This is a genomic window from Enterobacter sp. 200527-13 (assembly GCF_027924865.1).
Classification (GTDB): Bacteria; Pseudomonadota; Gammaproteobacteria; order Enterobacterales; family Enterobacteriaceae; genus Enterobacter; species Enterobacter ludwigii.
In genome coordinates this window covers 1-25178 of sequence record NZ_BSCM01000001.1, presented here as the reverse complement: position 1 = coordinate 25178, position 25178 = coordinate 1, and the positions used below count along the sequence as shown (strand labels likewise).

Genomic DNA, 25178 nt, shown 5'->3' with positions numbered 1-25178 from the left:
GTTATCCTTCCTGCTCAATGCGGGTTAACACCTCGCGCAATACCGGTCCATATTCGTATTTTCCCGGACAGACATAGGTACAGAGCGCCAGATCTTCTTCGTCAAGCTCGAGGCACCCCAGCGCCTGGGCACTGTCGGTGTCGCCGGCCAGCAGATCGCGCAGCAGCAGAGTTGGCAGAATATCCAGCGGCATAACGCGCTCGTAGTTGCCAATCGGAACCATGGCGCGCTCTCCGCCGTGGGTGCTGGTCGAGAAATTAAAGAGTTTGCGACGCAGGAAGTGCCCAAGGGTAGTGCGGGTCACGGAATACTTCTCAGCACCCGGCAGAACCCAGCCGAACAGCTCTTTCTCGCGACCTTCCAGAACCACACTGACCTGCAGGTGGAAGCGCCCAAGATACGCCTGCGCGCCAGCCGCATGACGGCCACTGAGCACCGAGCCGGAAATCAGGCGGTTTTCACCCTCTTTCGTTTCACCGGCAAGCAGTTCATTAATGTCCGCACCCAGCAGCGTTTTCACCAGGCGTGGATTTGCTGCCTGTGGCCCGCCGAGGGCGATCACCCGTTCAGAGCACAGTTCACCGGTAGTAAATAGCTTACCTATGGCAATCACGTCCTGATAATTCAGATGCCAGACCTGTTTCGTCAGGCTCACCGGCTCCAGGAAGTGGATATGCGTTCCGACTAACCCCGCCGGGTGCGGACCTGCAAACGCATTAAACGTAACTTGCCCCTGCGGATGGCCTCCGAGTTTGCCGCCGCCCGCCTGACAGACGTGGACCTTCCCCGAAGTCAGACGGGTTAACACGGTTAGCCCGGCATCAAACGCGTTACGCTGCGCCAGAATGATGGGCTCCGGGTCCGCGCTGAGCGGGTTGGTATCAATGGCAGTGACGAAAATAGCGGCCGGAAGCGTGTCCGGAACAGGCGATTTGCTGAAAGGTCGCGTGCGAAACGCCGTCCACAAGCCGGACGCCAGCAGTTGTGCCTGAACGGTTTCCCGGCTCAGGGCGGCGAGGTCTGCTGCGTCGAAACGGGAAAACTCACGTTGTTCGTCGCCTTCAATACGGATAACCACCGACTGCAGGACGCGACGTTCACCGCGATTGATTGCCACCACGGTGCCGCTCGCGGGGGTCGTAAACATAACGCCAGGATTTTTTTTGTCCTCGAAGAGCGCCTGTCCTTTAATGACGCGATCGCCTTCCTGCACCAGCATTGAGGGACGCATTCCCAGGTAGTCATCGCCCAAAATGGCGACATGGCGGACACTTGCGCCAGGCGAAACGTGCGGCTCGGGCACGCCTGCAATCGGCAGATCAAGTCCTTTTCTGATTTTAAACATGTGGTTAGCAAGCTTCCATGAACTTCAATCCAGAGGGGGCGAAGTGTACCATTTTCGCTGTTTTTCGGGCACCAAAACCTCGGTTGCAGGCGCTAAAGTGCGAGGTATTACGCAAAGTTCCTGGAGCCAACGCGATTTTGATGGTTTATAAAGTAAAACTAATTTGTAAACTCACCGTCCGGCTCTTGCGAAAATCTATGGCGGTGCTAATGTGAGCGCACCTAACAGAATAATCTGATTTCGGGTCTCTTTTGCCGTCCTGGCAATTTGGTCTTAGTTTTATCAAGGAACTAGTAGTATGCGTAAAATCGCATTGTTCATTGCGATGCTCCTGATTCCGTGCGTATCGTTTGCCGGGCTGCTCAGCAGCAATAGCTCAACCACGCCGGTCAGCAAAGAATATAAACAGCAGTTAATGGGATCACCGGTTTATATTCAAATCTTCAAGGAAGAACGCACACTCGATCTGTTTGTAAAAATGGGCGAGACATATCAGCTGCTTGATAGTTACAAGATTTGTAACTACTCCGGTGGTCTGGGGCCAAAACAGCGTCAGGGCGATTTCAAAAGTCCGGAAGGGTTTTACAACGTTCAGCGTAGCCAGCTAAAACCTGACAGCCGCTTCTATAAAGCCATTAACATTGGCTTCCCGAACGCCTATGACCGTGCCCACGGTTATGAAGGCAAATACCTGATGATCCACGGTGCATGCGTGTCTATCGGCTGTTATGCGATGACCGATACCGGCATTGATGAGATTTTCCAGTTTGTCACCGGCGCACTGGTCTTTGGTCAGCCGAACGTTCAGGTCAGCATCTACCCGTTCCGCATGACCGATGCCAACATGGCGCGTCACAAGTACTCCTACTACGCGGATTTCTGGAAACAGCTGAAACCGGGTTACGACTACTTTGAGCAGACGCACAAGCCGCCGGTTGTCTCGGTTGTCGATGGCCGCTATGTGGTCAGCAAGCCGCTGAGCCACGAAGTCGTCCAGCCGCAGCTGGCATCAAACTACTCGGTCCCCGAGACAAAATAAGACCCACTCGCCTGGCATAATCTTTTGCCAGGTTTCGTTGCCCGTCAGCGGCTGGGTCGCGATCACTGTGACCACATCATTCGGTGTGGTCTCTCGTTGAAAATCAATTTCCACATCCTGATCGAGCAGCTTGGCGACGCCAAACGGCGCGCGGCGCGTGATCCAGAACAGATTGGTCGAACAGAACGCCATCACATAACGCCCGTCAGACAGCAGCATGTTGAACACGCCCTTCTCACGCAGTTCTGATGCCAGCGACGCAATGTATTTGAAGACGGCGGTCATGTTGCCGGGCGTGCGTGGATAACGCTGCGTCAGCTTGTGCAGCAGCCAGCAAAACGCTTTTTCGCTGTCGGTCTCACCGACCGGACGGAAATTGCCCGTCTCCAGCGACTTATAGCCGGAGAGCTGGCCATTGTGCGCGTAGGTCCAGTGACGGCCCCACAGCTCGCGGGTGAACGGGTGGGTATTTTCCAGCGCCACTTCCCCACGGTTTGCCTGACGGATGTGGGCAATCACCGAGCGGGACTTAATGGGATAGTCCTGCACCAGTCTGGCAATCGGGGAATTAAAGCTGGGCTGGGGATCTTTGAATGTGCGACATCCTTTGCCTTCGTAGAAGGTAATGCCCCAGCCGTCTTTATGCGGCCCGGTGCCCCCGCCGCGCTGAACGAGCCCGGTGAAGCTAAAGCAGATATCGGTTGGCACATTGGCGCTCATCCCGAGCAATTCGCACATACATCACCTCCACAACAGCGGGGGCAATCATGCCCCCAGCGAAGTCTTACTTAACCATCTCTTTTTCGATCAGCTGGATCAGGATGTGGATCACTTTGATGTGAATTTCCTGAATGCGGTCAGCATAACCGAAGTGTGGAACACGGATTTCGATATCCGCCGTACCTTCCATCTTACCGCCATCTTTACCGGTCAGGGTGATGACTTTCATCCCTTTTTCACGCGCTGCGGCAATCGCTTTGATCACGTTAGCCGAGTTTCCGGACGTCGAAATACCCAGCAGCACGTCACCTTCACGGCCCACGGCTTCGACGTAGCGAGAGAAGATATAGTCATAACCAAAATCGTTACTGACGCAGGAAATGTGGCTCACATCGGAAATCGCAATCGCCGGGTAGCCCGGACGGTTTTCACGATAACGCCCGGTCAGCTCTTCTGCAAAGTGCATCGCATCACAGTGGGAACCACCGTTACCACAGGAGAGCACTTTACCGCCGGCCTTGAAACTGTCGGCCAGCAGGACCGCTGCGCGCTGAATAGCGTGAATATTGGCATCATCTTTCAGAAAGTTAGCCAGCGTTTCCGCCGCTTCGTTCAGTTCGTTACGAATAAGATCCTGGTACATGAGGATAATCCTTCAGTATTGATGAAATAACACAGTGGAGTGTACCGGATAGCGGGAAAAGCGAGAAGCTAAAGCCATGCGAATCGTCTGGCGTTTTGCGTTTTCGTGCCGGCTTAAACCTGAACAATGTGAACCAGGTTGTAATTATTTTGTAAACACATTGCTAAAGGAAATAACATCAACTACAACCATATCATCACAAGTGGTCAGACCTCCTACAAGCAAGGGAGCTTTTCTTTATGATGATTTTGAGCATTCTCGCAACCGTTGTTCTGCTCGGTGTGCTGTTCTATCACCGGGTGAGTTTATTCCTGAGCAGTCTGATTCTGCTGGCCTGGACGGCTGCGCTTGGCGTCGCTGGCCTGTGGAATATCTGGCTTTTAGTCCCGCTGGCTATCATTCTTCTGCCGTTTAACTTTACGCCGATGCGTAAATCGATGATCTCCGCGCCGGTGTTCAAAGGCTTCCGCAAAGTGATGCCGCCCATGTCGCGTACGGAGAAAGAAGCGATTGATGCCGGTACCACCTGGTGGGAAGGCGACCTGTTCCAGGGCAACCCGGACTGGAAAAAGCTGCACAACTATCCGCAACCGCGTCTGACCGCTGAAGAACAGGCCTTTATTGATGGTCCGGTGGAAGAAGCGTGCCGCATGGCAAATGACTTCGCGATTACCCATGAAATGGCGGACCTGCCGCCAGAACTGTGGGCGTATCTGAAAGAACACCGCTTCTTCGCGATGATCATTAAGAAAGAGTACGGCGGTCTGGAGTTTTCCGCTTACGCTCAGGCCCGCGTCCTGCAAAAACTGGCAGGCGTTTCCGGGATCCTGGCGATCACCGTTGGCGTGCCGAACTCGTTAGGCCCGGGTGAACTGCTGCAACACTACGGTACCGAAGAGCAGAAAGATCACTACCTGCCGCGTCTGGCACGTGGCCAGGAAATTCCATGCTTCGCGCTGACCAGCCCAGAAGCGGGTTCCGATGCGGGTGCGATCCCGGATACCGGCGTCGTCTGCATGGGTGAATGGCAGGGTCAACAGGTGCTGGGGATGCGCCTGACCTGGAACAAACGTTATATTACGCTCGCCCCTATCGCGACCGTGCTGGGCCTGGCCTTTAAGCTCTCCGATCCGGAAAAACTGCTGGGCGGTGAAGAAGATCTGGGCATTACCTGTGCGCTGATCCCAACCTCGACCCCAGGAGTTGAAATTGGTCGTCGCCACTTCCCGCTGAACGTACCGTTCCAGAACGGCCCAACCCGCGGAAAGGATATCTTTGTACCGATTGATTACATCATCGGTGGTCCGAAAATGGCCGGTCAGGGCTGGCGCATGCTGGTGGAATGTCTGTCGGTTGGCCGCGGTATTACCCTGCCGTCGAACTCGACCGGTGGTTTGAAATCTGTCGCGATGGGGATTGGTGCATACGCCCATATCCGCCGTCAGTTCAAAATCTCTATCGGCAAGATGGAAGGGATCGAAGAGCCGCTGGCACGTATCGCAGGCAACGCCTACGTGATGGATGCTGCCGCCTCCCTGATTACCTACGGCATTATGCTGGGCGAAAAACCGGCCGTGCTGTCAGCTATCGTGAAGTATCACTGTACCCACCGCGCACAGCAGTCAATCATTGATGCAATGGATATCGCGGGCGGTAAAGGCATCATGCTCGGCGAGGGTAACTTCCTGGCGCGCGGCTACCAGGGCGCACCGATTGCCATCACCGTTGAAGGGGCAAACATCCTGACCCGCAGCATGATGATCTTCGGCCAGGGGGCAATCCGTTGCCATCCTTATGTGCTGGAAGAGATGGCCGCCGCGCAGAATAACGACGTGGATGCCTTCGACAAGCTGCTGTTCAAACATATCGGTCACGTGGGCAGTAATAAGGTGCGCAGCTTCTGGCTGGGTCTGACGCGCGGTCTTACCAGCGCCACGCCAACCGGTGATGCGACCAAGCGTTATTACCAGCATCTTAACCGCCTGAGCGCCAACCTCGCTCTGCTGTCAGATGTTTCTATGGCGGTGCTGGGCGGTAGCCTGAAGCGTCGCGAGCGTATCTCTGCCCGTCTGGGTGATGTGCTGAGCCAAATCTTCCTGGCCTCTGCGGTCCTGAAACGCTACGACGATGAAGGCCGTCAGGAAGCCGATCTGCCGCTGGTTCACTGGGGTGTTCAGGATGCGATGTATCAGGCGGAACAGGCCATTGACGATCTGCTGGCGAACTTCCCGAACCGCTTTGTTGCAGGCGCCCTTCGCGTGGTGATCTTCCCGACCGGTCGTCATCATCTGGCGCCGTCTGACAAACTGGATCACAAAGTGGCGAAGATCCTGCAGGTACCGAGCGCAACCCGTTCCCGTATCGGCCGCGGTCAGTATCTGGCTCCAACACCGCATAACCCGGTTGGTCTGCTGGAAGAAGCGCTGCTGGACGTGATGGCTGCCGATCCCATCCACCAGAAGATCTGCAAACAGCTGGGCAAAAACCTGCCGTTCACCCGCCTGGATGAACTGGCGAAACAGGCCCTGACGGGCGGGATCATCAACAATGATGAAGCCGCTCTGCTGGTGAAAGCCGAAGAGAGCCGTCTGCGCAGCATTAACGTGGATGATTTCGACCCGGATGAGCTGGCGACACAGCCGGTAAAGCTGCCGGAGAAGGTCCGCAAACCTGAAGCTGCATAACGCGTTTCGCTTCTACAAACCCCGCCACGCGCGGGGTTTTTTATTGCCACATTTTCTCTTTATGTCGTGCTACAGTGTCAAAAAGTGGTCGTTTGAGGAGTCTGAATTGTGCCTGGTCTGAAGATTTCGATTTTGCAGCAACCTTTAGTGTGGATGGACGGCCCTGCCAACCTGCGCCACTTTGATCGTCAACTGGAAGGCATTACCGGGCGTGATGTGATTGTCCTGCCGGAGATGTTCACTACCGGCTTCGCCATGGAAGCGGCGCAACAGTCAATGCCACAGCAAGAGGTGGTCGCCTGGATGCACGCCAAAGCGCAGCAAACCAATGCGCTGATTGCCGGCAGCGCTGCGCTGCAAACCGAACGCGGGCCGGTCAACCGCTTCCTGCTGGTCGAGCCGGAAGGGAAAGTGCATTTCTATGATAAACGCCACCTGTTCCGCATGGCAGATGAACATCATCACTATGAAGCGGGTGATGCGCGCGTGGTGTTCGAATGGCGCGGCTGGCGTATTCTGCCGCTGGTTTGCTACGACCTGCGCTTCCCGGTGTGGTCACGCAACCGCAACGATTACGACCTGGCGCTGTATGTCGCCAACTGGCCTGCCCCGCGCTCCCTGCACTGGCAGTCGCTGCTGGTCGCACGCGCCATTGAAAACCAGGCGTATGTGGTCGGCTGTAACCGCGTGGGGACCGATGGCAACGGGCATCATTATCGGGGGGATAGCCGGGTGGTGAACCCGCAGGGTGAAATCATTGCCACCGCCGAGCCGCATCAGGCAACGCGCATTGATGCTGAGTTGTCACTGACGGCCCTGAAGGAATATCGCGAGAAGTTTCCGGCCTGGCAGGATGCGGATCCCTTTAGCATTGGATAACGGTTTCCCCTCCCTCTCACAGGTAGAGGGAGGGGACATCATTAACTCACCAGCGCCTGCCCGTCTTTGCGGCTCTCTGTCGCCGCCACATAGTGCCCTTCCGGCATACGATAAATCACCTGCGCGCCGCCGAAGTTGTAATCCTGGAGCGGATCTTCCACCACGATCTGGTGCCCGCGCTCACGCAGTGCGGCGATAGTATTGCGATCGAACGTCGATTCGACGATCACTTCTCTGCCCTGCACCACGCGCCAGCGAGGCGCATCAATTGCCGCCTGTGGGTTTTGCCCGTGCAGCATGATGCGCAGCGCCATCTGCATATGCCCCTGCGCCTGCATTGGCCCGCCCATGACGCCAAAGGACATCAGCGGTTTACCGTTGCCGTCCATCGCAAAGCCCGGAATGATGGTGTGGAACGGACGCTTACTGCCCGCCAGCGCATTCGGATGGTTTGGATCCAGCACAAAGCCACAGCCGCGGTTTTGCAGACTGATCCCGGTCTCCGGCACCACAATCCCGGATCCAAAGCCCATATAGTTGGACTGAATAAAGGAGATCATCATACCGCTGGAATCTGCAGCGCTCAGGTAGACCGTGCCGCTCTGCGTCGGCGAACCGTAGACGAAATCGGAGGCGTTATCGGGGTCGATAAGCGCCGCGCGCGACGCCAGGTAACGATCGCTCAGCAACGCCTGGGCCGCGAATTCCATGTGTTCTTCATCAGCGACGTAGCGATCGAGATCCGCCAGCGCCAGTTTCATCGCTTCAATAGACAGATGAAGCGACTGCACGGAATCCGGATGATGTTTTTCAATTCCACACTGCTCCAGAATACCGAGCGCAATCAGCGTGGCGATGCCCTGCCCGTTTGGCGGCAGCTCCTGCACTGAACCACCGGCAAAATCACGCGACAGCAGTTCTACCCAGTCCACACGATGATTGGCCAAATCCTCTGCCGTCAGGTGCGCGCCATGCTCTTTCGCGAAAGCGGCAATTTTCTGCGCCAGCTCGCCGCGGTAAAACGCTTCACCGTTGGTTCTGGCAATCAGCTCCAGCGAATGAGCCTGCGCCGGGTTACGGAAGATCTCGCCAACCCGGGGAGCACGCCCTTCCGGTGCAAAGCAGGCGCTAAAGCCTGGCTGATCTTTCAGCTTGTTATAACCCCGCTGCCAGAGATGCCCAATCAACGGGGAGACCGGAAAACCGTTACGCGCATACTCGATGGCCGGTTGCGCCAGCGTAGTGAGCGGCAGCGTGCCAAAACGTTCTGCCAGCGCCACCCAGCCCGAAACCGCACCCGGCACGGTAACGGCGTCCCAGCCAATTTCCGGCACCGCGGTTTTCCCGGCAAACAGATCCGCATGCCAGCTGGCAGGCGAGCGGCCTGAGGCGTTCAGGCCGTGGAGTTTTTCACCATCCCAGACGATGGCAAAGGCATCGCTGCCAATACCGTTGCCGGTGGGTTCAACCACCGTCAACGCCATGGCGGTTGCAACCGCCGCATCAACCGCGTTCCCGCCGAGCTGCAGCATTTTCATTCCCGCCTGGGCCGCCAGCGGCTGAGATGTCGCCACGGCGTTGTGGCCCATCATCGGCGGGCGTCGTGAATCGTAACCGGAAGTGAAATCAAGCGCTTTGGTCATCATGACTCCTTAGTCATGGCGCGGATCGAGCGCATCGCGCAGCCCGTCGCCGAGTAAATTAAAGCCCTGCACGGCAAGAAAAATCGCCACACCGGGGAACACAGACATCCATGGAGCCTGCTCAAGGAAACCTTTCGCGGTATTAAGCATTGAGCCCCATGACGGGTTCGGCGGCTGCTGGCCTAACCCCAGAAATGAGAGGCTGGCTTCAGCAATGATTGCCGAGGCAATGGCCAGCGTGGCCTGCACCAGAATCGGAGACATCACATTGGGCAGCACATACTTAATGATGATCCAGCGATCCGGCAAGCCAATCGCCCTCGCGCCGTCGATATACTCTTCGTTGCGAATGGCGATCACCTGGCCGCGCGTCAGGCGGGCGAAGATCGGCATTGCGGAGAGGCCAATGGCGATCATGGCGTTGGTCAGGCTTGGGCCCAGAAACGCCCCGAGCGCGATCGCCATGATCAGGAACGGACAGGCCAGCAGCGCTTCAATAAAACGCGAGATCACGCCGTCCCACATCTTCTGGAAGTAACCCGCCACCAGCCCCAGCGGAACGCCAATGACCACGGCGATCACCACCGACATACAGCCAGCCATCAACGACGTTCTCGCCCCCCAGATAATGCGGGACAAAATATCGCGGCCCAGTTCATCGGTCCCAAACCAGTACATCGCTGAAGGCGCTTTACGCACCGCCAGGAAATTGGCTTTCACCGGATCAAAAGGCGCGATCCACGGTGCCAGCAGTGCCACCAGCACAAAAAAGCCCACCACCACGGCACCCATCACCGCGCTTTTATTGGCGAGAAATTTCTTCAGCACCCGGTTCTGCGCACGGGGCTGAACCGCGGCAATGGTTTGAGTTGTCAGTTCCGCCATGCTTAACCTCGCATTTTCGGGTTGATAAGAACGTAAAGCACGTCGGCCAGCAGGTTCAGCAGCAGGAATCCGATCGCCACGATAAGCACCACCCCCTGCACCACCGCATAGTCACGGTTAAAGACCGAATCGACGATCATCTTGCCGAACCCTGGAATGGTGAAGACCTGTTCGGTCAGTACCGCGCCACCCAGCAGTTCGCCGAACAGCAGCGTGGTCAGGGTGATCACCGGAACCAGCGCATTGCGAAACGCATGCTTTAAAATCACCGCCTTTGGCAACAGCCCTTTAGCCCGTGCGGTGCGTATGTAATCGGCCTTCATTACCGCGATCATGGAGGCGCGGGTATGGCGCATCAGCGTGGCCGCCAGCCCCGTTCCCAGTACCGAGGCAGGCAACAACAGCGTACGCAGGTTCTGGATCGGATCTTCACTAAACGGCACGAACCCCGACGCTGGCAGCCATTGCAGATTGACCGAGAAGACCAGAATCAACAGGATCCCGAGCCAGAAATGCGGTATCGAGATCCCCGAGATCGCCACAAAGTTGGCACCGTGATCGACCCAGCTGTTTTTGTTGACCGCCGCGAGGATCCCCATGCTGATGCCAAACACCAGCGCGATGATCATCGCCAGCAGCGACAGCTCCAGCGTCACCGGCAGTTTGCTGGCAATGAGCTGGGTGACCGGCTCGTGAGTGCGTAAGGAGACACCAAGATCGCCCTGCAGCGCGCGCGTCAGCCAGTTGAAGTACTGCACAGGGATGGGCGCATCGAGATTGAGCTCAGCACGCAGCTGGGCGATCACCGCCGGATCGCGCTCCTCCCCGGCCATGGCGATCAGCGGATCGCCGGGCAGCAGTTTTTGCAGGCCAAACACCATCATGCTCACCAGCAGTAAGGTCGGGATGGCCAGCAGCAGACGTTTGCAAATCAGTTCCAGCATGGGTTCTCCTCAGGCCAGTTATTTCGCCAGCGTCAGGCCAGCCAGACGCACAATGCCGTCCGGATACGGTTTAAAGCCCTGCACGCTCTTGTTCAGACCAAAAATACGCGGTTCAAAATAGAGGTAGGCAATGGGCATATCCGTCTGCAGCTGTTTCACCACCTTGTCGTACAGCGGCTGACGGACGGCTTTGTCGTTGCTCAGGCGCGCCTGCGTCAGCCATTCATCCACCTGCGCGTTACTGTAACGACCGTCGTTAAGGGTGCCTTTGCTGTTAATGAAGCCGTAGATGCTGCCATCCGGATCCGGACGACCCGACCAGCCAGAGAAGCTCAGCTGATAATCACCGCTTTGCTGGCGGTCGAGCAGCGTGGCGAACTCGGTCATTTGCAGATTCAGGTTAAAGCCAGCCTCTGCGACCATCGCCTGCAGTACCTGACCGACCTGCTGTGAAGTTGGGTTGTTGGGCACCAGCAGATTGACATTCAGCGGCGTAGTGACGCCTGCCGCTTTCAACAGCGCTTTGGCTTTGTCGACATCGCGTGGTGGCACCGGCAGGTTAACGTGATACGGACTTACGGTAGAAAACGCCTGGTTTGCCGCGGTGTACAGCCCCTCGAAGACCACCTGATTTAACGCATCGCGATCGATTGCCTGTGAAAATGCCTCACGCACGCGGGCATCCTTAAACGGATCGTTCGCCGGGACCTTGCCGTTATTGATATTGAAGGTAATGCCCTGATAACCCAGACCGGTCACCTTCGCCAGCGCCAGTTTGCTGTCGGCTTCGACGGTTTTCACGTCGCTGGCGGCAATGCCTTCCGTTAGATCAAGATCCCCTGCACGCAGGTTAGCCAGACGCACGGAAGCATCCGGGATCGGCAGATAAATAATTTTGTCGAAGTGATAAGCGCCTTTGTTCCAGTAGTTGTCAAAACGCGTCAAAACGATACGGTCCTGCGAGACGCGGCTGTCGAACTTATAGGGGCCAGAGCAGACCGGATGGGCGGCAAAGTCAGGCTTTTTCGCGGCGTCGGGTGCCATCATCGCCCCGGCGCGATCGGTAAGCTGCATCAGCAGTGCGGCATCAGGTGTTTTCAGATGCAGGGCAATCTGCATCGGGCCTGTCACCTCAACGGACTCAACGGACGAGATTTCACTTTTACGCAGCGAACCTTTTAACGTCAGCGCGCGGTCGAGGTTGTATTTTGCCGCGGCGGCGTCAAATTTTTCACCGTCATGGAAGGTCACACCTTCACGCAGATCCATGGTCAGCGTTTTGCCGTCGTCACTCCAGGCCCACGATTTCGCCAGGCCGGGAACCACTTTCAGATGCTCATCCACGTCCACCAGCCGGTCGCACAGAGACGCAAAGACGAAACGGCCATAATAGGTGCGCGCCAGATGCGGATCGAGCATGTCCGGATCCGCACCCAGACCAATTCGCAGTACGCTTTCAGAATGGGCGGGCAGCGCCGCGCCAAGCAACATAACACTTCCCAGTACGGTCAAAAGAGAATTACGCATTGTCATTATCATGAGTTCCTTGAAGGAAGGGAGGAGTGAGTGGCCGCGTGTTCAAACAGCGCGCGGCGGCGCAGAAAGGCTGCGGATGGCGGTGCTATCTGGATAACACTGCGATCGCGGTTAATCTCCTGCCAGCGATGGCAGGCAATCTGGCGTCCCCCGTCCAGCACCTGATTGATCGGCTCGACCTGGCGACATTCATCCGTGGCATACGGACAACGGGTATGGAAACGGCAGCCTGACGGCGGGCTGGCCGGGTTCGGTAAATCCCCCTGCAGCAGAGGTGCCACACGTGGCGCGCCTGGCTGCATCTGGGGGGCGGAGGCGATTAACGCCTGCGTATAGGGGTGTAGCGGGGCATCAAAGATTTCGTCGACGGTCGCAAGCTCAACAATTTGCCCGAGATACATCACCGCCACGCGGTCACTCATATGGCGAATCACCGCCAGGCCATGGGCAACAATCACCATTGTCAGACCCAGCTGGTGCTTCAGGCTTTCCAGCAGGTTGACCACCTGCGCCTGAACCGAGACATCCAGCGCGGAGACCGGCTCGTCCCCGAGCAACAGCTTTGGCCCGGAGGCCAGCGCACGCGCAATACCAATTCGCTGACGCTGCCCTCCGGAAAATTCGTGCGGATAACGTTGCGCCCAGGCCGCTGGCAGCCCTACGGTGTTAAGCAGCTCCGCCACCCGATATTGCCTGTCGGCTTTCTTCATCGACTGGTGTAGCCACAGCGGCTCACCGACGATCTGCTCGACCGTCATGCGCGGGTTTAACGATGCGAAAGGATCCTGAAAGATGATCTGCAGCTCCCGCCGCAGCTGGTTCAGACGCGCTCCCGAGGCGTGAGTGATCTCTTCACCCTGATAAAATACGCGTCCTTCGCTGGCCGCCAGCAGCCGCAAAAGAAGACGGCCCAGCGTCGATTTTCCGGATCCGGACTCGCCCACAATCGCCAGCGTTTCACCAGGCATGACGGAGAGAGAAACCCGATCGACCGCGGTGACAAAACGTGCTGGGGTAAACAGTTTTTTAGGGCCGGGAAAAAGCTTGCTCAGGTCCCGGGCTTCAAGAATGGGCGTCGTCATGCAATTTCTCCCAGCGCAATATGTTGTTCCAGCGGCACGCGGAAGCAGGCCACCTGATGGTCGGTCTCCATCGCCGTCAGCGACGGCTTTTCGTCATGACACCGCGCTTGCGCGAAGGGGCAGCGGGTAGCGAACCGGCACCCTTTGGGCATGGATTCCGGCAGCGGAACGGCTCCGGGAATAGTGGAAAGCGCACCTTTACGTGCGCCGAGGGACGGAATCGAGCCCATCAGTCCTATGGTGTACGGGTGTTGCGGGTCGGCAAAAATGGCCTCCACGCTCCCCTGCTCTACCACCTGTCCGGCATACATTACCGCCACCTGCTGCGCGACTTCCGCCACCACCCCCAGATCGTGGGTGATCATTAACACCGCCGTACCGGTCTCTTCTTTGAGGGTATTAAGCAGCGCGAGGATCTGCGCCTGAATGGTCACATCCAGCGCGGTTGTCGGCTCGTCGGCAATCAGCAAACGTGGATGGTTAATCAGCGCCATCGCAATCATCACGCGCTGACGCATCCCCCCGGAAAGCTGGTGCGGATACGCTTTCAGGCGCATTTCTGCTGCCGGGATCTGCACCTTCTCCAGAATCTGCAGCGCAACCTTCATCGCCTCTGCACGAGAAAGTTTCTGATGGCGCATCACCGCTTCACTGAGCTGGTCTCCCAGCGTGAAGGCAGGGTTGAGCGAGGTCATTGGCTCCTGGAAAATCATTGCCAGTTCGCTGCCGCGAAGATCGGCATATTCCCGCGGTGAAAGCTTTCGTAAGTCGTGACGACGGAACTGCATCTCGCCGCTGACGATCTGTGCGCTGGCGGGCAGTAAGCCCATCAGCGCTAATGAGGTGATACTTTTCCCGCAGCCGGATTCCCCCACCAGCGCCAGCGTTTCTCCCGCGTTGACCGTCAGTGAAATACCATCAAGCACGCTCACCGGAGAGCCGGCGAACGTTACGTTAAGATTTTGCAGCCGCAGTACAGGCGTGGGGTCCTTAAACGGGATCGTCGTCATAGCGTGAAGTCGTCCTCAAGGTGAATAGCCTGAATCAGGGCTGACTGCAGGCTAAGCAGGTGTTCGCGCATGGCGGCCGCTGCTTCATTAGGCTGGCGATGGATAATCGCAGACATGATTTTTTGATGGTGGTCGTTGTAGTGATCAACCCGCTCGGGTGTACGGGCTAATTCGCGCAAATGCTGCCAGCCCGGTTCACGTCTGACGGCATCAATGGCATCAAACAGGCCAAGCATCAGGCGATTACCGGCAGCCTCGGCAATGGCGCGGTGAAATGCGCTATCCCAGAGTTCGTTGAGATCGCGGTCGTCCGGGCTGACCTTATCAATGCGTTCCAGCATGCGCTGCATAAGCGCGAGGTTTTCCCTGGTGGCACGCAGTGCCGCAAGCCGGGCTAAGCCGGGTTCGAGCTGAAGACGAGCTTCCATGACTTCCAGAAGGTTGGTTTGCTGAACCAATCCCTGAAGGGCCAGAGGTTCAACAGGTGCAGACGGGCCTATAAAGGTCCCTTTGCCCTGTTTACGCCAGATCCGCCCCTCCTCTTCCAGCACATCCAGCGCACGACGTACTTCACGTCGTCCTACGCCGAGAGTCTCCGACAGCTCACGTTCAGTGGGCAGCGGAGTGCCTGGTGTTGACTCATGCTGGTTGATCAGTCCGCGCAGCTGCTCAAGCGCGGTGCTGGAATTGGCCAGAAACCGTGACGGTTTTTCCATATTGGTTCGCTCGCTATCATCATTACTTTATTTTTATTAACGATAAGTTATTGATATGACGTGCTACTTACCGTGCTAATGATTAAGCAATAAACGAACCAATAAAGCATTGGTTCATGAACTTTCTGAAGGGATGGAGATAAGCGAATGATTTTCTGTGAATTATTTTTTACAAAATTACACATCTGCTCCGCTGCCAAAAAGACAATCGGTGGCAAAATGCACAAACAAGGTGCAAATTGTGCACTATCATTGATCAAATGTTAATTAATTGCACCACAGATATTAACTTTTTGTTAATAAAGACAGGGGGGGCGGATAAAGAAGATTTGCAGACGCAGAAACGACGAAGGCCTGAATCATTTCTGATTCAGGCCTTCTGAATAGTGGCGGAACGGACGGGACTCGAACCCGCGACCCCCTGCGTGACAGGCAGGTATTCTAACCGACTGAACTACCGCTCCACTGTTCCCGCTGGGGGAACGAGGCGCATATTACGGTTTGCCTCTGGACTCGTCAACGCTTTTTCTCACGTTTTGAATCGTTTGCTGCAAAATTCACCCAAACGATGATTTTACAGGCATTCCGGCCCTTTTTCAGGCCCGCCACATGCAGCTTCCGCCTTTCTTCTGCACTAAATCAAGACGGGATTCATGGTTAAGTAACTCTTCATCACTGGCTAAAACCACCCGCAAACGACTGGCCTGGCGAACAACACGTTGAATCCCCGCTTCCCCCTGCGTCTGCTGCGATTCATTTTCCATGCTGAATTTCATGGACGTCTGACCACCGGTCATCGCCAGGTAGACATCCGCCAGGATCTGGGCATCGAGCAATGCGCCGTGCAGCGTTCGCTTGGTGTTATCTATTTCATAGCGAGAACAGAGCGCATCCAGGCTGTTACGCTTGCCAGGAAACATTTTCCTCGCCAGCGCCAGGCTATCGGTCACCTTACAGAACGTGTTCGTTTTCGGAATATCACGATGGAGCTTACTGAACTCATAGTCCATAAAGCCGATATCGAACGACGCGTTGTGAATGATAAGCTCGGCGCCTTTGATATATTCCAGAAATTCGTCTGCCACCTCCGCGAAGGTCGGTTTATCCAGCAAGAACTCATCGGCGATACCGTGCACGCCGAACGCTTCTGGGTCCACCAGCCGGTCGGGTTTGAGGTAGACATGGAAGTTGTTCCCCGTAAGACGACGGTTCACCACTTCAACGGCACCGATCTCGATGATCTTGTGCCCTTCGTAGTGCGCGCCGATCTGGTTCATACCGGTGGTTTCGGTATCGAGGACAATCTGGCGAGTAATTGCAGTGCTCATAGCGGTCATTTATGTCAGACTTATCGTTTAACTGAACGTTTCAAATACAGGAAGTCTACCAGAGATGCGTAAACAGGTAGAAATTTTCACCGATGGATCTTGCCTTGGCAACCCAGGGCCTGGCGGTTATGGCGCGATTATGCGCTATCGTGAGCATGAAAAAACTTTTAGCGAAGGCTATTTTCTGACCACCAACAACCGCATGGAGTTGATGGCCGCCATTGTGGCGCTGGAAGCGCTAAAAGAACACTGCGATGTGGTGTTGAGCACTGACAGTCAGTACGTACGCCAGGGGATCACCCAGTGGATCCACAACTGGAAAAAACGCGGCTGGAAGACGGCAGACAAAAAGCCGGTCAAAAACGTCGATCTCTGGAAACGTCTTGATGCTGCGCTGGGCCAGCACGAGATTAAATGGGAATGGGTTAAAGGTCACGCAGGCCACCCCGAAAACGAACGTTGTGACGAACTGGCACGGGCGGCGGCATCCAACCCCGCTCATGAAGACACAGGCTATCAGCCCGAATCCTGATCAGGGTTTTCTGTACTGCCGCGTGGCACCCACGGTCTGGCGAATGGGCGATTTCGATTTACTCTGCTTCATCGGATTAAGCGTAAGGGGGATGGTTCGCTTACGCGCGACAATAAATTGCATGCAGCCTAATGCCGGCAGATGGGTGCTCAGAACAACGCCCCCCTGCCGCGCCCAGGGAAGTACCTGAAAACCGCCCGAGCAGAGCACCTCAAAGTTCAGCAGTGAAAGCCAGTCAAGCTGGCGCATCATCGTGAACATCCTGCTGTTATACGGCGGTGTCCGGCGAAGCACCGGAACCAGCTTGCGCAGCCCCATCAGACTCAGCGGATTGAACCCGCTGAGTATCAGCCAGCCATCATCAATCAGGACGCGGTCGGCCTCGCGCAGCAGGCGATGAGGATCGCTGCACCAGGGCAACGTGTGTGCCAGCAGACAGGCATCAACGGACTTTTCCGCAAACGGCAGATGTAAAGGATCCGCTTTCACCTGAACCGGCGATGCGCCAAGAGAGACATTAACCTGATGTGAGATAGCGCAGCTTTCGGTATTGATTTCCGCGCTGAGATTGCCAATCTTAAGCAAGTGAAAACCATACATTTTCGCGAGCCAGGGTTTAAGCTGCTGTTCCAGGTTCTCGCGATAGTATTCACCCCAGGGCAATTCGGCCCAACGTTCAGGTGCCGGGACAATCTGAGGTATCCTTGCCGGTTTCATCAACACACCCACCACGCTATAAGAGGTAATTTATGAATCTTATCAGTATTCCCGCCTTTCAGGACAATTACATCTGGGTTTTAGTCGATGACGAGCGTCGGTGCGTCATTGTCGATCCTGGAGAATCGGCTCCTGTATCAGACGCGATAAAAGAGAACGGCTGGCAACCAGAGGCCATCCTTCTGACCCATCATCATAACGATCACACCGGCGGCGTTGCTGACCTTCGTGCCCAATTCCCGCATCTGGTGGTTTACGGACCGGCAGAGACACAAGATAAGGGAACAACGCAGGTAGTCGAAGAAGGTGAAAATATCCTCATACGCGAGTGGGAGTTTTCTGTATTTGCTACACCAGGTCACACTTTGGGACATCTTTGTTTCTACAGCAAACCTTATCTTTTTTGCGGCGACACGCTGTTCTCCGGCGGATGTGGAAGACTTTTTGAGGGCACTCCAGCCCAGATGTACCAGTCATTACAGAAGATTAGCGCATTACCTGACGATACCCTTATTTGTTGCGCACATGAGTATACATTAGGAAATATGAAGTTTGCGGCGAGCATCTTGCCAGAGGATCGGGCGATTCAAGATTATTATCACAAAGTGAAGGAGTTACGTGCAAAAAACCAAAAAACACTCCCCGTAATTCTGAAAAATGAGCGTAAAACTAATTTATTTTTACGAACAGATGATATTGATTTAATTGATGAAATTAACAAAGAAACAAATTTGTCACAACCAGAACAACGATTTGCATGGTTAAGGTCAAAGAAAGATAACTTCAGATAATTGCGGGTTGCCTTTTCAAAATTTCGCCGTTATCATCGCTCGTCTTTTAAGCAACTATTGACACACACATGAAGGCAAAAGCGATATTACTCGCCTCTGTCCTGCTTGTAGGTTGCCAGTCGCAGAACGGCAGCAACGTACAACAGCACGCACAGAGCCTTTCTGCAGCTGGTCAAGGGGAAGCAGGGAAGTTTACAAGTTCAGCGCGATGGATGGACGATGGGACGTCTTTCGCACAGGATGAAGACTTGTGGACCTCTATTGGCGACGAGCTAAAGATGGGAATTCCGGAAAACAACCGGATTCGCGAACAGAAGCAAAAGTATTTAAGAAATAAGAGCTATCTCCACGATGTAACTTTACGGGCAGAGCCGTATATGTACTGGATAGCCGGGCAAGTTAAGAAACGTAACATGCCGATGGAGCTGGTACTCCTACCCATAGTGGAGAGCGCTTTTGACCCACACGCGACGTCTGGCGCCAATGCCGCAGGCATTTGGCAGATCATTCCGAGCACCGGGCGAAACTATGGTTTGAAACAGACCCGCAACTATGATGCACGTCGTGATGTTGTCGCTTCAACGACAGCCGCTCTCGACATGATGGAACGTCTTAATAAGATGTTCGACGGCGACTGGCTGTTAACGGTCGCAGCGTATAACAGTGGCGAAGGTCGTGTACTGAAGGCAATGAAAGCGAATAAAACACGGGGTAAATCCACCGATTTTTGGTCGCTCTCACTGCCACAGGAAACGAAGATTTACGTACCGAAAATGCTGGCATTGAGCGATATTCTCAAGAACAGCAAGCGTTACGGTGTACAACTGCCAACACCAGACGAAAGTCGTGCACTGGCGCGCGTTCGCCTCAGCAATCCGGTTGATATTCAACAGGTTGCTGATATGACGGGTATGTCGGTAAGTAAACTGAAAACCTTTAATGCTGGCGTTAAAGGCTCAACGCTGGGGGCCAGTGGTCCGCAGTATGTAATGGTTCCGCAGAAACATGCTGAGCAGTTACGTGAGTCTTTAGCATCGGGTGAAATTGCCGCTGTTCAGTCAACGCTGATCGCGGATGCATCATCCGTGAACAGCCGCAGCTATAAGGTTCGGTCAGGTGATACGCTTTCGGGCATTGCCTCACGTCTTGGCGTGACGGCAAACGATCTGCAGCAGTGGAATAATTTGCGCAGCTCAGGCCTGAAAGTGGGTCAGACTCTGACGGTGGGTGCAGGTAACAGTGCACAGCGTCTCGCCAGCAACAGCGATAGCATTACCTATCGTGTGCGTAAAGGTGATTCACTGTCCAGTATCGCAAAACGACACGGCGTAAATATCAAGGATGTGATGCGCTGGAACAATGATACTGACAATCTGAAACCCGGCGACCAGCTGACGTTGTTTGTGAAAAACAGCGCCACGCCAGACTCCTGATGACACGACCTAACGATAAAAAGGCACCGATTCCCCTCGGTGCCTTTTTTCTTTACGCTGCTTTTTGCGCTTCAGCCATGATGGTATCGCTGGTAAATGATCCATCATCCTGCAATTCAAAGTACGCCTTCACTTCCGCTGACGCACTATCCTGATACAACCGAATGGCCTGGCTTAACGCTTCCGGCGTGCGCATACGGGCAATCCACGAGCTGAACTCCAGCGGCAAGCGGTCCGTTATCAATGCACGTGTGATCAGCCCCGCTTCAGTAATCAGCGCTAACCATTCCCCGCTGGAGTAGTTTTGTACATGCGAGGTGTCGCGCAACGCTTCAACCGTTTGCAGCCAGATATTACGCACCGGATGTCCCGGCGACATCACATCCATAATGATAAAGACCCCGCCCGGCTTCAGAACGCGTTTAACTTCACGTAATGCCTGGCCAACATCATGCCAGTGATGGGCAGAATAACGGCTGATAACAACTTCAAATGAGGCATCTTCAAAGGGTAAGGATTCGGCATAGCCCTGGTGCGTTGCGATGTTGTTCAGCCCTTTGGCTTTTGCGGCCTCTGCAACCACCTCCAGCATCTGACTGGATAAATCATAGGCCGTGACCTGCGCCACCTGCTGTGCTGCCGTGAAGCTGGCATGCCCGGCACCACAGCCTAAGTCCAGGACGTGCGCGTGCGGCACTGCCGCCAGGCGTTCACCGAGACGGACCAGATCACGGCCAGACGCGTGCACGGCACTGCTCAGATAAGCATTTGCCTGGGAGCCAAACTGTTTTTCTACGTTGTCATGATGGGAGTGTGTTGTTGTCATCGTACTGTCCTTTTGTTGTTTAAAATAAAGGGCAGCACCCGAATGGTCTGCCCCACGGCAGACCTGACATACCATTATTTATCAGGTTTGCCGGGACTGAATTCAACGAGTAGAGGATTGTGATCGGAGGCACGCGTCACCAGAACAGAGGCGTCGTGAACGTTCAGACCACGATAGAAGACAAAATCGAGAGGACGACCAAACGCTTTCTTGCGCTGGTCATCGCTAAAACGAACTTCACGCAGCGACATTTCGCGTGCAAAGCGATACAGCGCATTCATGCGCGGACGGCTCCAGGCATTAAAATCCCCGGCCATAATGATGGGCCCGCTGTGATGGGCGATCTGGTCACCGATCGGAAGTAACTGCTTACTATACACATCCACGCCCAGGCTGAAGTTGACCGCGTGGATATTCACAACCATCAGCATGCGCGTGTCCGGCAGCGGGTAGACCGTTACCAGCGCGGATTTCGCCAGACGCAGAATCGGCTCGCGCTCGCGCAGCGGGCAGCAATAGACCGGATGAGCCGAAGAGAGGGTCATCACGCCAGAAGGATGTTGCGGCAAGACAAACGCGGGAACCTGGTCAGCAGCAAGGTAGTGAGTCGTAGCAAACCTTACCAGCTCGGGGGTGGTTTGCGCCTCCTGCAACAGCACCAGATGGGCGTCTTTCCCAAAATTCTTGAGTACCGATAACCACTCAGCGCGCTGTTGTTTAAAGATGTTCCACACCAACACCCGGATTTTTTCATCGCTGCTTAAGGGTGTCCCGGCAGGTAATGCCTGACTTATGCTCGCAAAGGACCCCGGAGGCAAGATCCTCTCCGCGGGCATTCCGGCAACATAACGCATGGCATAGGTATTTTTTCGCACTTTTGGAAACGGCCTCTGTAACATGAACCAGCCCGGAAAACGGACTGGTTCTAATGTTATAGGGACTTTAGGTTACACTTTCAACGCAATTTCAGATAAACCGCTTTCCAGTTTTGTAAGCAAGCACTTACTGATATTATCCCGGCACTACACGAGCGGGTTTATCAAGGCGCCCACTCAGGCTAATCAGCAGGAAAGCGACCAGAACAATCACCGCACCAATCCATGGCGTTTGGGTTAATCCGAAATGTTCAACGGTTTGCCCACCAATGATAGACCCCAGCGCAATCCCAATATTGAACGCGGCAATATTCAGGCCCGATGCGACATCTACCGCGTTGGGTGTATAAAGTTCGGCTTTTTGTACCACGTAAACCTGCAGGCCTGGCACGTTACCAAAGGCGAAGATCCCCATCACCAGTACCGTTATCAGCGCGGCGTATTGCATCGATGCCGTGAACTGGAAAATCATCAGCAGAACAACCAGTGCTACGAAGATAAACTTCAGGGCCGGCACTGCACCATGTTTGTCCGCAAGCTTCCCACCCCAGATATTACCGATGGCGACGGAGATACCATACCCCAGCAAAATCCAGCTCACTGCACTGGGTGAGAAGCCTGCCAGGTCCTGCATCATCGGAGCCAGGAAGGTGAAAGCCGTGAATACACCCCCATAGCCGAGCGCTGTGACGGCGTAGATGATCAGCAAACGCGGATGCGTGAGTACCTTCAGCTGATCGCTCAGGCTGGCACTCGCACGTCCTGCAATTGTCGACGGTACCAATAGCAGGCTGGCAACCAGGGCAATCACCCCCAGTAAAGAGACGGCAAGGAAGGTTTCGCGCCAGCCAAAGTGCTGGCCGATAAACGTTCCTAACGGTACACCGGTGACAAGAGCGACAGTCAGACCACCGAACATAATCGCGATGGCGGATGCTGCTTTCTCTTTTGGTACCAGGCTGGTTGCAATAGTTGAACCAATGGAGAAGAACACACCGTGAGCGAGACCGGTCAGCAGCCGGGCAATCACCAGCGTGGTGTAGTCCGGCGCCTGCCAGGCCAGAATATTGCCAGCGGTGAATAACACCATCAGCGCAACCAACAGCTGCTTACGCGGGAAACGTCCCGTCAACGCGGTCAGGACGGGGGCGCCGATGGCGACCCCGAGCGCATAGATAGAAACCAACAGGCCGGCAGAGGGCAGCGAGATTGAAAGCTGGTTAGCTATCGTAGGCACCAGTCCTACGATAACAAATTCGGTCGTGCCAATTGCAAAGGCACTGATCGTCAGGGCAAGTAGCGCCAGTGGCATAAATAACTCCATATCATCAGGATTAAGATGACAGGCAGTATGCGCCAGTGCTTAAATAACAAAAATGGTCAAAATATCAATAGAATTTTGCAGGTGGTGCAACAATGAAAGCAACGTCGGAAGAGCTGACAATTTTTGTCGCCGTCGTCGAAAGCGGCAGTTTTAGCCGTGCGGCTGAGCAGCTGGGGCAGGCTAATTCAGCCATCAGCCGCTCGGTGAAAAAACTGGAGATGAAGCTCGGCGTCAGTCTTCTCAACCGAACGACGCGTCAGCTAAGCCTGACGGAGGAAGGCGAGCGTTATTTCCGCCGTGTGCAGTCCATCCTGCAGGAAATGGCGGCGGCAGAAACAGAGATTATGGAAACCCGTAGTACGCCGCGCGGATTGCTGCGCATTGATGCGGCAACACCGGTTGTTCTTCATTTTCTGATGCCGCTGATCAAGCCTTTCCGCAAACGCTATCCGGAGATGACGCTCTCGTTAGTTTCTTCAGAGACGTTTATCAATCTCATCGAGCGGAAAGTGGATGTGGCGATCCGGGCCGGCACCCTGACCGACTCGAGCTTGCGGGCCCGCCCTCTTTTTGCCAGCTACCGCAAGATAGTCGCGTCACCGCAATACATCGCAGAGCATGGCAAACCAGAGACGGTTGAAGAGCTGAAGCAGCACCTGTGCCTGGGATTCACGGAGCCCGTATCGCTGAACACCTGGCCTGTGGCCTGTCATGATGGTCAACTGCATGAAATCACCAGTGGGTTATCGTCCAACAGTGGAGAAACGCTGAAGCAGCTTTGCCTCGAAGGGAATGGGATCGCCTGTTTGTCGGACTATATGATTGATAAAGAAATTGCACGCGGTGAGCTTGTAGAGCTGATGGCAGATAAACGTCTGCCTGTGGAGATGCCTTTTAGTGCAGTTTATTACAGTGACAGAGCGGTAAGTACGCGCATACGCGCCTTTATCGATTTCCTGAGCGAACATATAAAAACAGCTCCCGGGGGAGCTGTGTGAGGGTTTCAGGCTACAGAGGAAAGGGTCAATATTAATCCCAGTCAGGTGCCAGACCTTCAGGGCTGACCAGACGATCGTTGCATTCCAGGGCAGCGATCGCTTTTTTGTCTTCGTCGTCCAGCTGGAGATCCCTCGCTAACAGGTTGCTGGCCAGGTTTTCACGTCGGGTTGAAGAGGGGATCACGGCGTAACCTTCACCCATCGCCCATGCCAGAATCACCTGTGCAGCCGTTGCGCTATGTTTTTCTGCGATACGATTAATCACGTCATCTTTCAGTGCCTTACCGTAGGCCAGGGTCATATATGAGGTAATGTGGATGCCGTGCTGTTTTGCCCAGTCCACGACTTTGCGGTTTTGCAGGTAGGGAGAGAGTTCAATCTGATTGGTTGCAATGTTTTCTGCCCCCACGGCGGCAATGGCTTTTTCCATCAGCGGGATGGTGAAATTAGAAATACCTATTTCACGCGTTAAGCCCTGCTCTTTCGCTTCAAGCAATGCCTGCATGAACTCCTCGACTGACACAGCATCGTTCGGTGATGGCCAGTGGATCAACGTCAGATCCACATAGTCGGTACGCAGTTTTTCCAGGCTCTCTTTCAGGCTGGGGATCAATTTGTCTTTGCTGAGGTTTTCAATCCAGATTTTGGTGGTGATGAAAAGCTCGCTGCGCGCTACGCCGCTCTCTTCGATAGCCTGACCAACGGCAGCTTCGTTATCATAAATCTGCGCCGTATCAATTGCGCGATAGCCGAGTTCAAGTGCAGTTTTAACGGATGCGATAACAACGTCGTCTTTCAGGCGGAAAGTGCCCAGACCCAGTGCAGGGATAGTCATGTAATCCTCGTTATTCATAATGATTGTTAACTGAGGAGGATTATTGCTGCTGCCGTTATGCAGAAAAAGAGCGTTTAACGCAGAGGATATTTGCTGATTTGGCAATAATGATACGACAGATATGAAAAAAGCCCTGAGCGTTAACTCAGGGCTTTTAATAAGTGGCGGAACGGACGGGACTCGAACCCGCGACCCCCTGCGTGACAGGCAGGTATTCTAACCGACTGAACTACCGCTCCACCGAAGACTGCTGTAACCACCGGATTTATGCACCGGCTTACTACGTAATTTGATGCCTGGCAGTTCCCTACTCTCACATGGGGAGACCCCACACTACCATCGGCGCTACGGCGTTTCACTTCTGAGTTCGGCATGGGGTCAGGTGGGACCACC

General features: G+C 54.9%; 23 protein-coding genes, 2 tRNA genes and 1 rRNA gene. 7 read left to right on the top strand and 19 right to left on the bottom strand.

Annotated elements, in window-relative coordinates; genetic code table 11:
• Position 1 precedes the first annotated feature (1 nt).
• Positions 2 to 1345, bottom strand: coding sequence for a Na(+)-translocating NADH-quinone reductase subunit A (locus QMG44_RS00130; protein ID WP_086532903.1), 1344 nt, complete (start codon positions 1343 to 1345; stop codon positions 2 to 4).
• 298 nt (positions 1346 to 1643) lie between these two features.
• Between QMG44_RS00130 and dpaA the strand changes: the two genes are divergently transcribed.
• Positions 1644 to 2384: a peptidoglycan meso-diaminopimelic acid protein amidase gene (gene dpaA, locus QMG44_RS00125; protein WP_014168757.1), complete on the top strand. Its 741-nt coding sequence runs from the start codon at positions 1644 to 1646 to the stop codon at positions 2382 to 2384.
• Here the strand turns inward: dpaA and QMG44_RS00120 are convergent.
• The gene (locus tag QMG44_RS00120; RefSeq protein WP_014168756.1) at positions 2355 to 3122 is read right to left on the bottom strand and encodes a class II glutamine amidotransferase; all 768 of its coding nucleotides are present in this window, start codon (positions 3120 to 3122) and stop codon (positions 2355 to 2357) included. The genes dpaA and QMG44_RS00120 overlap by 30 nt on opposite strands.
• A 46-nt stretch (positions 3123 to 3168) precedes the next feature.
• The gene (gene lpcA, locus QMG44_RS00115) at positions 3169 to 3747 is read right to left on the bottom strand and encodes a D-sedoheptulose 7-phosphate isomerase (RefSeq protein WP_086532904.1); all 579 of its coding nucleotides are present in this window, start codon (positions 3745 to 3747) and stop codon (positions 3169 to 3171) included.
• 239 nt (positions 3748 to 3986) lie between these two features.
• On the opposite strand from lpcA, the gene fadE reads away from it, so the two are divergent.
• Positions 3987 to 6431: an acyl-CoA dehydrogenase FadE gene (gene fadE / locus QMG44_RS00110; RefSeq protein ID WP_014168754.1), complete on the top strand. Its 2445-nt coding sequence runs from the start codon at positions 3987 to 3989 to the stop codon at positions 6429 to 6431.
• Positions 6432 to 6539: 108 nt separating this feature from the next.
• The gene (locus QMG44_RS00105) at positions 6540 to 7310 is read left to right on the top strand and encodes an amidohydrolase (RefSeq protein WP_014168753.1); all 771 of its coding nucleotides are present in this window, start codon (positions 6540 to 6542) and stop codon (positions 7308 to 7310) included.
• Positions 7311 to 7351: 41 nt separating this feature from the next.
• Here QMG44_RS00105 and QMG44_RS00100 read toward each other — a convergent pair whose 3' ends face one another.
• The 9 genes from QMG44_RS00100 to dnaQ form a co-directional block, all read right to left on the bottom strand.
• A complete protein-coding gene (locus QMG44_RS00100; RefSeq protein ID WP_020882793.1) occupies positions 7352 to 8953 on the bottom strand; it encodes a gamma-glutamyltransferase family protein in 1602 nt (533 codons plus the stop codon).
• A 9-nt stretch (positions 8954 to 8962) separates the two neighbouring features.
• The gene (locus QMG44_RS00095) at positions 8963 to 9838 is read right to left on the bottom strand and encodes an ABC transporter permease (RefSeq protein ID WP_014168751.1); all 876 of its coding nucleotides are present in this window, start codon (positions 9836 to 9838) and stop codon (positions 8963 to 8965) included.
• A 2-nt stretch (positions 9839 to 9840) separates the two neighbouring features.
• The gene (locus tag QMG44_RS00090; RefSeq protein WP_020882795.1) at positions 9841 to 10782 is read right to left on the bottom strand and encodes an ABC transporter permease; all 942 of its coding nucleotides are present in this window, start codon (positions 10780 to 10782) and stop codon (positions 9841 to 9843) included.
• An 18-nt stretch (positions 10783 to 10800) separates the two neighbouring features.
• Positions 10801 to 12315: an ABC transporter substrate-binding protein gene (locus QMG44_RS00085; protein WP_207622568.1), complete on the bottom strand. Its 1515-nt coding sequence runs from the start codon at positions 12313 to 12315 to the stop codon at positions 10801 to 10803.
• A gap of 2 nt (positions 12316 to 12317) precedes the next feature.
• Positions 12318 to 13400, bottom strand: coding sequence for an ABC transporter ATP-binding protein (locus QMG44_RS00080; RefSeq protein WP_032681617.1), 1083 nt, complete (start codon positions 13398 to 13400; stop codon positions 12318 to 12320).
• On the bottom strand, positions 13397 to 14410 hold the full coding sequence (locus tag QMG44_RS00075) for an ABC transporter ATP-binding protein (RefSeq protein ID WP_025205120.1): 1014 nt from the start codon (positions 14408 to 14410) through the stop codon (positions 13397 to 13399). The genes QMG44_RS00080 and QMG44_RS00075 overlap by 4 nt, the downstream gene beginning before the upstream one ends.
• A complete protein-coding gene (locus QMG44_RS00070; RefSeq protein ID WP_014168746.1) occupies positions 14407 to 15126 on the bottom strand; it encodes a FadR/GntR family transcriptional regulator in 720 nt (239 codons plus the stop codon). Before QMG44_RS00070 ends, QMG44_RS00075 begins: the two co-directional genes overlap by 4 nt.
• Positions 15127 to 15513: 387 nt before the next feature.
• Positions 15514 to 15590: transfer RNA gene (locus tag QMG44_RS00065), tRNA-Asp, on the bottom strand.
• 132 nt (positions 15591 to 15722) lie between these two features.
• Positions 15723 to 16454, bottom strand: a complete 732-nt coding sequence (gene dnaQ, locus QMG44_RS00060; protein WP_032677465.1) for a DNA polymerase III subunit epsilon — start codon at positions 16452 to 16454, stop codon at positions 15723 to 15725.
• 64 nt (positions 16455 to 16518) lie between these two features.
• Here dnaQ and rnhA point away from each other — a divergent pair, with 64 nt between their 5' ends.
• Complete coding sequence (gene rnhA, locus QMG44_RS00055; protein WP_014168741.1) at positions 16519 to 16986, top strand: ribonuclease HI; 468 nt, start codon at positions 16519 to 16521, stop codon at positions 16984 to 16986.
• On the opposite strand, the gene QMG44_RS00050 is transcribed toward rnhA, so the two are convergent.
• Positions 16987 to 17703 (bottom strand): class I SAM-dependent methyltransferase, encoded by a 717-nt coding sequence (locus QMG44_RS00050; RefSeq protein ID WP_020882800.1) that lies wholly within the window; start codon positions 17701 to 17703, stop codon positions 16987 to 16989.
• Between the two features lie 32 nt (positions 17704 to 17735).
• Here QMG44_RS00050 and gloB point away from each other — a divergent pair, with 32 nt between their 5' ends.
• Both gloB and mltD read left to right on the top strand, forming a co-directional pair.
• On the top strand, positions 17736 to 18494 hold the full coding sequence (gloB, locus tag QMG44_RS00045) for a hydroxyacylglutathione hydrolase (RefSeq protein WP_047744233.1): 759 nt from the start codon (positions 17736 to 17738) through the stop codon (positions 18492 to 18494).
• 68 nt (positions 18495 to 18562) lie between these two features.
• The gene (gene mltD, locus QMG44_RS00040) at positions 18563 to 19927 is read left to right on the top strand and encodes a murein transglycosylase D (protein ID WP_281852977.1); all 1365 of its coding nucleotides are present in this window, start codon (positions 18563 to 18565) and stop codon (positions 19925 to 19927) included.
• A 52-nt stretch (positions 19928 to 19979) separates the two neighbouring features.
• Here the strand turns inward: mltD and QMG44_RS00035 are convergent, their stop codons facing one another.
• From QMG44_RS00035 to QMG44_RS00025, 3 genes are all read right to left on the bottom strand, one after another.
• Positions 19980 to 20753 carry a class I SAM-dependent methyltransferase gene (locus tag QMG44_RS00035; RefSeq protein WP_086532905.1) on the bottom strand — a complete coding sequence of 258 codons (774 nt, stop codon included), beginning with the start codon at positions 20751 to 20753 and terminating at the stop codon, positions 19980 to 19982.
• Positions 20754 to 20827: 74 nt separating this feature from the next.
• Positions 20828 to 21628, bottom strand: coding sequence for an endonuclease/exonuclease/phosphatase family protein (locus tag QMG44_RS00030; protein ID WP_025205128.1), 801 nt, complete (start codon positions 21626 to 21628; stop codon positions 20828 to 20830).
• Between the two features lie 136 nt (positions 21629 to 21764).
• Positions 21765 to 22940: an MFS transporter gene (locus QMG44_RS00025; RefSeq protein WP_086532906.1), complete on the bottom strand. Its 1176-nt coding sequence runs from the start codon at positions 22938 to 22940 to the stop codon at positions 21765 to 21767.
• Positions 22941 to 23044: 104 nt separating this feature from the next.
• Here QMG44_RS00025 and yafC point away from each other — a divergent pair, with 104 nt between their 5' ends.
• A complete protein-coding gene (yafC, locus tag QMG44_RS00020) occupies positions 23045 to 23950 on the top strand; it encodes a DNA-binding transcriptional regulator YafC (protein WP_086532907.1) in 906 nt (301 codons plus the stop codon).
• A gap of 31 nt (positions 23951 to 23981) precedes the next feature.
• On the opposite strand, the gene dkgB is transcribed toward yafC, so the two are convergent.
• The 3 genes from dkgB to rrf all read right to left on the bottom strand — a co-directional run.
• The gene (gene dkgB / locus QMG44_RS00015; protein WP_068795190.1) at positions 23982 to 24785 is read right to left on the bottom strand and encodes a 2,5-didehydrogluconate reductase DkgB; all 804 of its coding nucleotides are present in this window, start codon (positions 24783 to 24785) and stop codon (positions 23982 to 23984) included.
• A 162-nt stretch (positions 24786 to 24947) separates the two neighbouring features.
• Positions 24948 to 25024: transfer RNA gene (locus QMG44_RS00010), tRNA-Asp, on the bottom strand.
• Positions 25025 to 25079: 55 nt separating this feature from the next.
• Positions 25080 to 25178: ribosomal RNA gene (rrf, locus tag QMG44_RS00005) — 5S ribosomal RNA — on the bottom strand; the annotation flags it as partial.

Excerpts from the sequence above, each read along its gene's own strand:
- QMG44_RS00130 (WP_086532903.1), bottom strand. The coding sequence starts at position 1,345 with ATGTTTAAAATCAGAAAAGGACTTGATCTGCCGATTGCAGGCGTGCCC.
- dpaA (WP_014168757.1), top strand. The coding sequence starts at position 1,644 with ATGCGTAAAATCGCATTGTTCATTGCGATGCTCCTGATTCCGTGCGTA.
- QMG44_RS00120 (WP_014168756.1), bottom strand. The coding sequence starts at position 3,122 with ATGTGCGAATTGCTCGGGATGAGCGCCAATGTGCCAACCGATATCTGC.
- lpcA (WP_086532904.1), bottom strand. The coding sequence starts at position 3,747 with ATGTACCAGGATCTTATTCGTAACGAACTGAACGAAGCGGCGGAAACG.
- fadE (WP_014168754.1), top strand. The coding sequence starts at position 3,987 with ATGATGATTTTGAGCATTCTCGCAACCGTTGTTCTGCTCGGTGTGCTG.
- QMG44_RS00100 (WP_020882793.1), bottom strand. The coding sequence starts at position 8,953 with ATGACCAAAGCGCTTGATTTCACTTCCGGTTACGATTCACGACGCCCG.
- QMG44_RS00095 (WP_014168751.1), bottom strand. The coding sequence starts at position 9,838 with ATGGCGGAACTGACAACTCAAACCATTGCCGCGGTTCAGCCCCGTGCG.
- QMG44_RS00090 (WP_020882795.1), bottom strand. The coding sequence starts at position 10,782 with ATGCTGGAACTGATTTGCAAACGTCTGCTGCTGGCCATCCCGACCTTA.
- QMG44_RS00085 (WP_207622568.1), bottom strand. The coding sequence starts at position 12,315 with ATGACAATGCGTAATTCTCTTTTGACCGTACTGGGAAGTGTTATGTTG.
- QMG44_RS00080 (WP_032681617.1), bottom strand. The coding sequence starts at position 13,400 with ATGACGACGCCCATTCTTGAAGCCCGGGACCTGAGCAAGCTTTTTCCC.
- QMG44_RS00075 (WP_025205120.1), bottom strand. The coding sequence starts at position 14,410 with ATGACGACGATCCCGTTTAAGGACCCCACGCCTGTACTGCGGCTGCAA.
- QMG44_RS00070 (WP_014168746.1), bottom strand. The coding sequence starts at position 15,126 with ATGGAAAAACCGTCACGGTTTCTGGCCAATTCCAGCACCGCGCTTGAG.
- dnaQ (WP_032677465.1), bottom strand. The coding sequence starts at position 16,454 with ATGAGCACTGCAATTACTCGCCAGATTGTCCTCGATACCGAAACCACC.
- rnhA (WP_014168741.1), top strand. The coding sequence starts at position 16,519 with ATGCGTAAACAGGTAGAAATTTTCACCGATGGATCTTGCCTTGGCAAC.
- QMG44_RS00050 (WP_020882800.1), bottom strand. The coding sequence starts at position 17,703 with ATGAAACCGGCAAGGATACCTCAGATTGTCCCGGCACCTGAACGTTGG.
- gloB (WP_047744233.1), top strand. The coding sequence starts at position 17,736 with ATGAATCTTATCAGTATTCCCGCCTTTCAGGACAATTACATCTGGGTT.
- mltD (WP_281852977.1), top strand. The coding sequence starts at position 18,563 with ATGAAGGCAAAAGCGATATTACTCGCCTCTGTCCTGCTTGTAGGTTGC.
- QMG44_RS00035 (WP_086532905.1), bottom strand. The coding sequence starts at position 20,753 with ATGACAACAACACACTCCCATCATGACAACGTAGAAAAACAGTTTGGC.
- QMG44_RS00025 (WP_086532906.1), bottom strand. The coding sequence starts at position 22,940 with ATGCCACTGGCGCTACTTGCCCTGACGATCAGTGCCTTTGCAATTGGC.
- yafC (WP_086532907.1), top strand. The coding sequence starts at position 23,045 with ATGAAAGCAACGTCGGAAGAGCTGACAATTTTTGTCGCCGTCGTCGAA.
- dkgB (WP_068795190.1), bottom strand. The coding sequence starts at position 24,785 with ATGACTATCCCTGCACTGGGTCTGGGCACTTTCCGCCTGAAAGACGAC.